Annotated in this window: 4 protein-coding genes and 6 tRNA genes; all 10 read left to right on the forward strand. The window is 42.6% G+C overall.

Annotated features, from left to right (window positions below; translation table 11 throughout):
- The first annotated feature begins 38 nt into the window (after positions 1-38).
- The 10 genes from EJ063_RS17040 (at position 39) to EJ063_RS17085 (ending at position 10,249) form a co-directional block, all read left to right on the forward strand.
- The gene (locus tag EJ063_RS17040) at positions 39-4,793 is read left to right on the forward strand and encodes an anthrax toxin-like adenylyl cyclase domain-containing protein (protein WP_126575537.1); all 4,755 of its coding nucleotides are present in this window, start codon (positions 39-41) and stop codon (positions 4,791-4,793) included.
- A 190-nt stretch (positions 4,794-4,983) separates the two neighbouring features.
- Positions 4,984-7,566: an alanine--tRNA ligase gene (gene alaS / locus EJ063_RS17045; RefSeq protein WP_126575538.1), complete on the forward strand. Its 2,583-nt coding sequence runs from the start codon at positions 4,984-4,986 to the stop codon at positions 7,564-7,566.
- Between the two features lie 191 nt (positions 7,567-7,757).
- Positions 7,758-8,945: an aspartate kinase gene (locus EJ063_RS17050; RefSeq protein ID WP_126575539.1), complete on the forward strand. Its 1,188-nt coding sequence runs from the start codon at positions 7,758-7,760 to the stop codon at positions 8,943-8,945.
- 92 nt (positions 8,946-9,037) lie between these two features.
- On the forward strand, positions 9,038-9,235 hold the full coding sequence (gene csrA / locus EJ063_RS17055; protein WP_004415691.1) for a carbon storage regulator CsrA: 198 nt from the start codon (positions 9,038-9,040) through the stop codon (positions 9,233-9,235).
- Between the two features lie 185 nt (positions 9,236-9,420).
- Positions 9,421-9,513 (forward strand) — tRNA-Ser (locus EJ063_RS17060).
- Positions 9,514-9,592: 79 nt separating this feature from the next.
- Positions 9,593-9,669: transfer RNA gene (locus EJ063_RS17065), tRNA-Arg, on the forward strand.
- A 27-nt stretch (positions 9,670-9,696) separates the two neighbouring features.
- A tRNA-Ser gene (locus tag EJ063_RS17070) sits at positions 9,697-9,789 on the forward strand.
- Between the two features lie 95 nt (positions 9,790-9,884).
- Positions 9,885-9,961, forward strand: a tRNA-Arg gene (locus EJ063_RS17075).
- 67 nt (positions 9,962-10,028) lie between these two features.
- A tRNA-Arg gene (locus EJ063_RS17080) sits at positions 10,029-10,105 on the forward strand.
- A gap of 67 nt (positions 10,106-10,172) precedes the next feature.
- A tRNA-Arg gene (locus EJ063_RS17085) sits at positions 10,173-10,249 on the forward strand.
- Positions 10,250-10,271: the final 22 nt, after the last annotated feature.

Raw genomic sequence — 10,271 nt, forward strand, 5'->3', positions numbered from 1 at the left:
ATTATTCAGCATGACGTACTGAATAATGGAGTGTTTTTATGGTCAAAGAAAAAGTGTTAAGACTTTTCCCCTTCTACGTTTTATTTGGTTTTACATTAGCGGGAGCTTATGTTGTTTACCCTTCTTCTGCTTTCTCAGCAGAAGAGTTGAGTACTGAGCTTCACTTCACATTGTTTAGAAGTGGGATGAATGAAGAAGGCCACTCGATGGGATGCAATATTAGGGTCGATATACCTAATTCCTTCATTATTGAGGCTCAGGCTGAATCCGATGTTACGGCTTACCTTAGTTATAAAGAGTCAGTAGTGATACCACCGGAAGATGAAAGCTCTGAACCTACACTAGAGCTTTTGTTCTCTTCAGATTCAATTTCAACGGTACTTGTTGATACTGGCAATGAACATTTCCCTTATAGCGGTGAAACTTCAGTGCTGCTAAATGCTGACCTGCATGATGGGGCTACTTGCTACTTTGATAAAGTAACTTTGTTAGGTCGAGATGTGTATTTACCCAATAGATATTTGACACCTTTGGAAACGGAAAAAAGTAGTTCTATTCGTTTGAACGATATCGAAAACTCACAGCTTTGGCTGGGGGATGATGAAGTCGCAAATGCTTTAGCTTTGCCGATATATTACAAAATAGTATCTTCTATATCAGGGTACACAGATTTTAGTGACATTGAGGATTCCATTCGTAAGTTAGGAAAGATTTATCAGAATGAAAAATATTTAGAGTTGGCTGAAAATATATTTAACAATACGGAGTTAAGCATTGACTCTTCGGGATTTATTAATGAATTTAAACACCAAAGTAGTAGCGAAATTAACACACTCCTTAATGGTCTAGCTGATTCCTCTGCTGCTGATGTTGATGACTTTAGCTTGAATCTAAAGTACCAAGATAAATTAAGAAGATCTCTTCTAAATCTATTGGTACAAGATAGTTATTCAACCTATGCGAGTCTTGATTTTATCCGTTCTACAGTGTTATTGCAGTTAGACTCTAACATTAATGCTCATTCAGTTAATAACCTTAGCCAAGAAGATATTAAAGAGCTCTATGCTAGCCTTGTACAAGATTATGAGGCCGCTTCGCTTGAAGATATTGTAGCAAATGCTCTTGTTAATCCAGAGGAAGTGGCTGCGGGGTATTATATTTCAATCAATAAAGGCTCTGGGGCTACAGAAGAAGATTTTGTTGAGCTGATGTTAAATGGTACACCTTTATACGTTGATGAAAGCCAGTATATGATTAAAGGGTCAACATCACTTATCGGATATAACATTGGCCACTTTAAAGATATGGTGTTTGGCTCTACAGCTGGAGGGTATGAGGAACGCCTACAATTAATAGCTATAAGAATGTTATTTGATGAACTTCGACAGGATATCTATTACCCGTATGGGAGTGTAGAAAATGTAAAAGCGACCTTAGCACGCCGTTTAAGTACAATTGTTGATGAAGAAATAGAAAGTACAATCAGCGATTATGAATGGGCTACCCTTTATGATCAATACTATTTAGATACCCTTGTGACGAACCCTGCAAGTGTAGATGTATTAGACAAAGCCACAGGGATTATCAGTGCAGTTAGGTCGGGTTTAACCAGACGGCGTGTTATGCTCACCGTTGATTTAACCCCTGAACAATGGCTAGCGCTAGACTCTCCGGTGCAGTTAGAGTTTACCTATGGAGTAGATGAACACTTCAAGCTAGGCAACTCTTCTTATCAATTACTGCCTAACGGAAGCTATCGCTATCAAATTTATCCTAGTACACGATACAAGAATGATGTGCTATTTTGTTTAGTCAGTCTCTCATTCGATAGCGGCTACACGTATATTCGTAGTGGAAATGATGGGGATGCTATTTGTGACGGTAGTACTGATGGTTCTGGTCAGGCTGTTGATCTCCCTCTTACTCGAATGAAGCACCCAATTTATGGTTGGCTCGATGTTGCACAAGGGGGCGAAGAACGACCAGTAAATATTCGCCAACTAGCTGTTGAGTTATACCAAAACCTCAACAATTTCTCCTCAGAAGAAGCGTTGCGTTTATTTAGATTGAACGAAAGCTATGTTAACCAAACAGCTAAAGTACAAGATGCTTCGGTGCTTTTAAATGCAGAGTACAATGAAGACCAACAGTCGGATGAATTTGGACTCTATATTACTAGAGAGACCATAGCACGTCATGTTATGTGGAGTATCGGGGTTCCTCAAAACTTGATCGAATCACGCTGGAAAGACTATGTTAATAGGGGCAGTATCCGAAATATTGTTATTGGCAGCAGTGATTTCGAAGATTATTATGAAGAGGAGGAGTCTTTTTGGCACAAACAAGGTTACTCAAGCATTCCGGATATCACTAATTACTGGGAATTAGTATTTGAAAGTAATGCCAAAGCAATTTCTCAGCTTTTAGCAATGAAGCACACCTTATATCTCTATGAAACCCACTCAATGATTGATTTTAATAAAGCGTTTGGCTCTGACGGTACAAGTTATTCATTTAACTTAAATGTTATTGCAGAAGCGTTTAAAAAAGTTAATGGAGTTAATATATATTACGATCAAAGCCATTATGCTCTTTTTTCGAGTGATTTATGGAGTTACAGTCCTTATGGATACCATACGTTTCCTAGCAATAAGTTTGAACTATTGGAGCACTTAATTGATACATCTAGGGTGTCGGTGGATACGGACCAACACTCGAATGAAAGCTTGGTAAAAGCAGTCACTATGGGGCTAAGAGATGCTTGTCTGAATGGGTTTAATTCGCCAGGTTGTTATTATGATGGCTTCCGTATCCGAGGCATTTACAACAGCAGTGCTACAAATACTTATCGAGGGCTGATGCTACTCTATAAAGATTACCTATTTGATCAAAAAGAAATCTTCAAAAGTATTGAAAGTCGTAGAGAAAAGGCTCGTCGTTTCTCTAAAAGTATCGGTAAGGCGATATTACCTTTATGGGGGACGATAGATGATTTTAAGATGGGGAATAATAGTGCTGGAGTCGCTGGTGTAGTAGGGGACATAATGACTTTTGTACCTATATTTAAGGCTTCAGCTTCGGCAGCTGTTGGGCGCGATGTCACATTGTCTTTAACTTTAAAGGCGCTTAAAAACTCTTCAAAGTCCTTTGCTCGTGGGATTGGTGCGATATTCAGGAAAGGAAAAGTTCCAGTATTAGGTACTATTTCTCTTGATAGAAAGCGGTTATATAGTCGATTGAAAGATGTATTTGTAGCTACACTGAAGCAATCTTATAAAGAAATTGTACCAATTAACGATGTTTACGATTTGCTTAATGGGGGACGACGTAAACTCAAGAAGTTTAAGCTGAAATGGAAAGCTAACCGCTTGAATGCAAAAGGTACTCTAGTCAACGCAGTAGATGATGATTTTGTCAAGTTGTCTAGTAAACGGCCACAGTATTCATGTTCATTAGGTGGTAGTGCATTATCGGGTTGTGGTTTTAGGTATGGTATGCCCGCTGAACATCGTACAATTTTAGGTAACATAGCAAATGAGAAAGATATTGCTATTGGTGTAAGACCAGTTGACCCATTGGCTGAATCGCTCATCGAAAGTGGTGAATTTGTCACTAAAAATTTTGAAGTTAAAGCGAAGACATCAGATTGGGGACCTATGATGGGCTTTATCCCTGTAGATCAAAGCTTTTCTAAAGCCTCGATCCGAACTTCACCAGAGAGAGTCTCTAAGTTCTCTAAATATTCACAAGATGTTATTGATCGCGGTCTAGTATCAAGCGTGCCATTGAAAATTTCATCAGCGCGAATTGATGAGTTAGTGGGTGCCGGGAAAATTCAGGTTGATAGTGTTTTGGCGAATGGTTCGTTATTGCTTACCGAAAGAAATAATACTGTTTTTAGGTTAGATTTTAGTGGTGCAGATAACAAATACACGGTGAAATACTTCAATGAGCAAGGTGCATTCCAACCCCTTAATGTTTTGGCGTTAGCAAGCAACGGTAAGTTAATGATCGCCGATTATGATCTATTAGCAGTTGTTAGCCACTACTCTAATTTGTCTGAGGATAGTTATTCTCCAGTTAGAATAAGTTGGTCTGAGTATAAAGTCCGTATTGAAGAAGATTTAGCTCGCAGTGGGCGCAGTCTTGACGATTTAACTCCCGATTTAAGGGCCATGTACGATGATCATAACTTCTTTGTTCAATGGGAAAGCCGTGCTAATTTTCCCATTGATGAAGATTTCGTGAATATCATTAAGGACTCTGAGAGCTGGGAGGGGATGCGAACGATTCTTGATGACTTATTTGACAATGTGAATGAGATGCCTCCTATATTAAAACAGGCCTACGACTCTCAAAAATACTACTCTGGACTTAGGTTCGAGTATCAGTTTGGTAAGGGTAATATTAGCCCTGAGTTAAGGGTGCTGATTGGTGATATTAATACTCGCTTTAAGTTAGATGCTGATTCTAAATTAATTCACCATAATCATGATGCTTCCAATTCATTTAGTGCGCTAGAAGATAATTTCCCCGCGTTATTCTTTGTGCCTGATTCGTTAGAACAACAGCTTGATGGTGTTGGATTACGTAGACTTGCCGACGGAAGTGTCCACATTTTGGACTCTGACGAAATGCTTAAGCTCTATCAAGTACTATTAGATCAAAAATATGTGCCGCCTCAAAACTATAATTGGCTTAAGAGTAAGGGGGTCAGCCGACTACGTGGTAAATGGTTTACAGACACGCAGAAATGGCTAGATGATTGGCTGGCTAAGCGAGTTGTGGAATAGGGGGAGTAACTATAATGACCTAAGGGTCACTGTGCAGCACTGGGTGATGGACACCACTCAGTGTTGCTTTATTGTTCGTCTAGCTTTCGTTTTAACAATCTACTCTTTTCTTTTAGAAAACTAGTCGTCAGCGCTTGCTTGGTCTACAATGTCGCAAAATTCTAACTTGACTATTTTCAGGAAGAGCTGCATGTACATGAGCACTGATGAGGTTCGTAACGCGTTCCTTAAGTTCTTTGAAAGCAAAGGACACCAAATCGTAGACAGTTCATCGTTGGTTCCACATAACGATCCAACCCTGCTATTTACTAATGCAGGTATGAACCAATTTAAAGATTGCTTCTTAGGCGCCGAGAAACGTGCCTACACACGAGCAACTACGGCTCAGCGCTGTGTACGTGCGGGTGGTAAACACAACGACCTAGAAAACGTTGGCTTTACAGCTCGTCACCACACTTTCTTCGAAATGCTAGGTAACTTTAGCTTCGGTGACTACTTCAAAGAAGACGCGATTGCGTTTGCTTGGGAGTTCCTGACTGAAACACTGCAACTTCCAAAAGGCCGATTATTGGTAACAGTTTACGAGACAGATGACGAAGCATTCGATATCTGGAACAAAAAAGTAGGCGTTCCTGCTGATCGTATCGTTCGTATCGGCGACAAAGAAGGCGGTAAGCAGTTCGAATCAGATAACTTCTGGACAATGGGTGACACTGGTCCTTGTGGTCCATGTACTGAAATCTTCTACGATCACGGTGAACATATCTGGGGTGGTCGCCCTGGTACGCCTGAAGAAGATGGCGATCGCTTCATCGAGATCTGGAACAACGTATTTATGCAGTTCAACCGTCATGCTGATGGCACGATGGAACCGCTACCTAAACCTGCTGTTGATACGGGTATGGGTATTGAGCGTATCTCTGCAATCATGCAGGGCGTTCACTCAAACTACGAAATCGATGTATTCCAGAAGCTAATCAAAGCGACAGCAGAGGTTGTTGGTCACGAAGACCTATCAAACCAATCGCTGCGCGTTATCGCTGACCACATCCGTTCATGTTCATTCCTAATCGCTGATGGCGTTATGCCTTCAAACGAAGGTCGTGGTTACGTTCTACGTCGTATTATTCGTCGTGCAGTTCGTCACGGTAACAAGCTAGGTGCACAAGGCGTATTCTTCCACAAACTAGTGGGTGTATTAGCTGAAGTGATGGGCAGTGCTGCTGACGAGCTTAAAAAGCAACAAGCTGTTGTTGAAAAAGTACTTCGTATTGAAGAAGAAAACTTTGGCCGTACACTAGAGCGCGGCATGGTTATCCTGAATGAAGCACTCGATGCACTTGAAGGCAAAGAGCTTGACGGTGAAACAGTATTCAAGCTTTACGATACTTACGGTTTCCCAGCTGACCTAACTAACGACGTTGCTCGTGAGCGTGATTTCACTATCGACGAAGCAGGTTTTGAGAAAGCAATGGAAGAGCAGCGCCAGCGCGCTCGTGAAGCAGGCCAATTTGGTACTGACTACAACGCAACGATCAAAACTGCATCTGAGACTGAGTTCTGTGGTTACACGGGCACTCAAGGTAACAGCAATGTGGCTGAAATCTTCGTTGAAGGTGAAGCAGCTGAATCTTTATCAGCAGGCGACAAAGCCATCATTATCCTAGGTGAAACGCCATTCTACGCAGAATCAGGCGGTCAGTGTGGTGATGCTGGTGTACTTAAAACTGAGTCAGGTCTATTCAAAGTAGAAGACACTCAGAAATTAGGTAACGCAATTGCGCACCACGGTGTTCTAGCGGAAGGCGTGTTAGCGAAAGGTGATGAAGTTGAAGCGGTTGTCGATGCAGAGCGTCGCGCGGCTATCTCTTTAAACCACTCAGCAACGCACTTACTTCACGCAGCCCTACGCCAAGTACTTGGTGAGCACGTTGCGCAGAAAGGTTCGCTTGTTAAACCTGAGAACCTACGTTTCGACTTCTCGAACCTAGAAGCGGTAACGCCAGCGGAATTGAAAGAAGTTGAGCGTCTTGTGAATGCTCAAGTTCGTCGCAACCACGTGATTGAAACGAATATCATGGACATCGAGTCTGCGAAGCAGAAAGGTGCAATGGCCCTGTTCGGTGAGAAATACGATGATGAAGTTCGCGTACTGTCTATGGGCGAGTTCTCAACGGAGCTTTGTGGTGGTATCCACGCTGCAAACACGGGTGACATCGGTCTGTTTAAGATTACCTCTGAAGGTGGTATCGCAGCAGGTATTCGCCGTATCGAAGCGGTAACAGGTGAAGCAGCATTAGATGCGATCGAAGAACAACAAGCGAAATACGAAGAGAAACTTGTTGAGTCGGCGCAAAAAGCGAAATCTCTAGAGAAAGAAATCCAGAAACTGAAAGACAAGATGGCTGCTGCGGAAAGCGCAAACATCATGGGTAAAGTTCAGGATATCAACGGCACTAAAGTGTTGGTTGCTGCTCTAGAAGGTGCGGATAACAAGAACCTACGTACCATGGTTGATGACATCAAAAACCAAGTAGGCAGTGGTGTGATTTTACTGGCTAACATCAACGACGATAAGATTGGCTTAATTGCTGGTGTCACTAAAGATCTTATTGGCAAAGTTAAAGCCGGTGACCTGGTTAAAATGGTTGCTGAGCAAGTTGGCGGTAAAGGCGGCGGTCGTCCTGATATGGCGCAAGCAGGTGGTACTGATGTAGCAGCTCTGCCTGAAGCGATTCAATCAGTGCAGCCATGGCTAGAAGAACGCCTATAATCGTTGCTTTATAAAATTACGCTCAATCATTTGTTTGATTGAGCGTAATTTTTTTGTCCTAACCAAGTGGTTTAATTGAATGTTTCATGACACTCAAATCGACCACTTGTTTTGTAATAACTACTGCAGTTTATATTCAATAAGTAGATTGTGGTTCGAATGAGACTTTGGTCTTGGGAAGGTGAAGACTGGTGAAAAAGCCCCTTATCGTGCAAAAGTTTGGCGGAACATCTGTAGGTTCAATTGAAAGAATCCACGCAGTAGCTGAACACATCATAAAGGCGAAAAATGATGGTAATCAAGTTGTTGTAGTTGTATCGGCGATGTCTGGTGAAACAAACCGACTCATGGACCTCGCAATGCAGGTCGATAGCGTACCGACGGCTCGAGAACTTGATGTTTTGCTCTCTGCTGGTGAACAAGTGTCGATGGCACTGCTTGCAATGACACTGAATAAACTCGGTTATTCGGCGCGTTCACTTACCGGAGCACAGGCGAATATTGTGACGGATAACCAACACAATGACGCAACGATTAAACATATTGATACTGATATGATTGAAGGTTTGTTGAAGCAAGATCAAATCGTCATCGTAGCGGGTTTTCAAGGTATCAATGAAAATGGGGATATCACCACGTTAGGTCGAGGTGGTTCAGATACCAGTGCTGTCACACTTGCCGGAGCGCTTAAAGCCAATGAGTGCCAAATCTTTACCGATGTTGATGGCATCTATACCTGTGACCCACGCGTCGTAGCGTCGGCTCAGAAATTGGATGTGATTGACTTTCCTTCAATGGAAGAAATGGCTCGTAAAGGCGCCAAGGTCTTGCATCTTCCATCGGTTCAATATGCGTGGAAACACAATGTCCCTTTGAGAGTGCTTTCAACGTTCGAGACTAACAACGGCAGTTTGGTCAAAGGTGAAGAGTGCCAAAGCTCGGTTTGTGGTGTTGCTATTCAACGAGATATGTCGTTGATTAAAATCGAACGAGCTGCTTTTTCGGGGCTAAAGAGTCAGTGTCAAATGCTTGGTATCACGATTTGGAATGTGATCGAGCATGCAGAATGGATAGGTGTGGTGATAAAACATGATGCTTATGCAAAACTGGAACTGGTTTTCAGCGATAAAATCCGTAATAGTGAGTTGGTAAGTTTACTGACGGCTGTTGGACTCGATGTCGAAGGGCTGGTTGAAAATTCTTACGCTTTGCTCACGGAGCAGGGCATTGATGTAAAACATTGTGCGGTGAACCCTCAATCGTTAATGTTGATACTGTTACCAGAATGTGTCGACAAAGCGGCCAACATACTGCATGATGCTTACATAACTTCTGCTGAGGCACTCGATTGCCTGAAAAAACATACCTTTTTAGGGTAGTTTAAGGCGACAATAGAGTTTACGAAAATATAACTTTTGTTGGATAATAGCCTCGTAGCAAGATAAATCAGAGATTACTCAAGGAGCACAGAATGCTAATTTTAACTCGCCGCGTTGGCGAAACTCTAATGATCGGTGATGAAGTAACAGTAACTGTACTAGGTGTTAAAGGTAACCAAGTACGTATCGGTGTTAATGCTCCGAAAGAAGTGTCTGTTCACCGTGAAGAAATTTACATGCGCATTCAGGCAGAAAAAGGTAATGGTAACGTTGCATCAGGCAACTACTAATTACACAGAGAGGCTGGCAGTTTTTGTCAGCCTTTTTTGTATAGGTTGAGGGCATATTTTTAACAAAAAGAGCGAATTAACACCGCTTTGATTAAATAGCCAACGGTTAAAAGACTTTTTGCTATTTTTGCCAAGAAAATGTTTGACATATTTTTGGTAAATCGTAATATGTGCCTCCGCAAGACGGTGAGGTGGCCGAGAGGCTGAAGGCGCTCCCCTGCTAAGGGAGTATACGGCTTGATACCGTATCGAGGGTTCGAATCCCTCCTTCACCGCCATTCTTGCTTCTTCTCATTGAGAAGAATGGTTCTTCGGAACCGCTTTAAAACAACACTTTCATTAGCACGAAAGTACAGCGCGTCCTTAGCTCAGCTGGATAGAGTACCTGGCTACGAACCAGGCGGTCGGAGGTTCGAATCCTCCAGGACGCGCCATAATTTCCTTACCAGGGAATATAAAACGGTGAGGTGGCCGAGAGGCTGAAGGCGCTCCCCTGCTAAGGGAGTATACGGCTTGATACCGTATCGAGGGTTCGAATCCCTCCCTCACCGCCATTAATTGGCTTATGGCCAATTTTTTTGTTTTAAAGCATGTTGTTTCAAAAAATTAGTGTGATATACTTCACAACTCTCGTTTTCGAGAACATTGCGCGTCCTTAGCTCAGCTGGATAGAGTACCTGGCTACGAACCAGGCGGTCGGAGGTTCGAATCCTCCAGGACGCGCCACTCTTTAGGTTTTCTTCTCATAAGATTAGAGACCCTGATATTGACTTAAGTCGATATCGAAAACTGCGCGTCCTTAGCTCAGCTGGATAGAGTACCTGGCTACGAACCAGGCGGTCGGAGGTTCGAATCCTCCAGGACGCGCCACTCTTTAGGTTTTCTTCTCATAAGATTAGAAACCCTGATATTGACTTAAGTTGATATCGAAAACTGCGCGTCCTTAGCTCAGCTGGATAGAGTACCTGGCTACGAACCAGGCGGTCGGAGGTTCGAATCCTCCAGGACGCGCCACTCTTTAGGTTTTCTTATCACA

Origin of the sequence: Vibrio aquaticus (assembly GCF_003970385.1) — a bacterium.
GTDB lineage: Bacteria > Pseudomonadota > Gammaproteobacteria > Enterobacterales > Vibrionaceae > Vibrio > Vibrio aquaticus.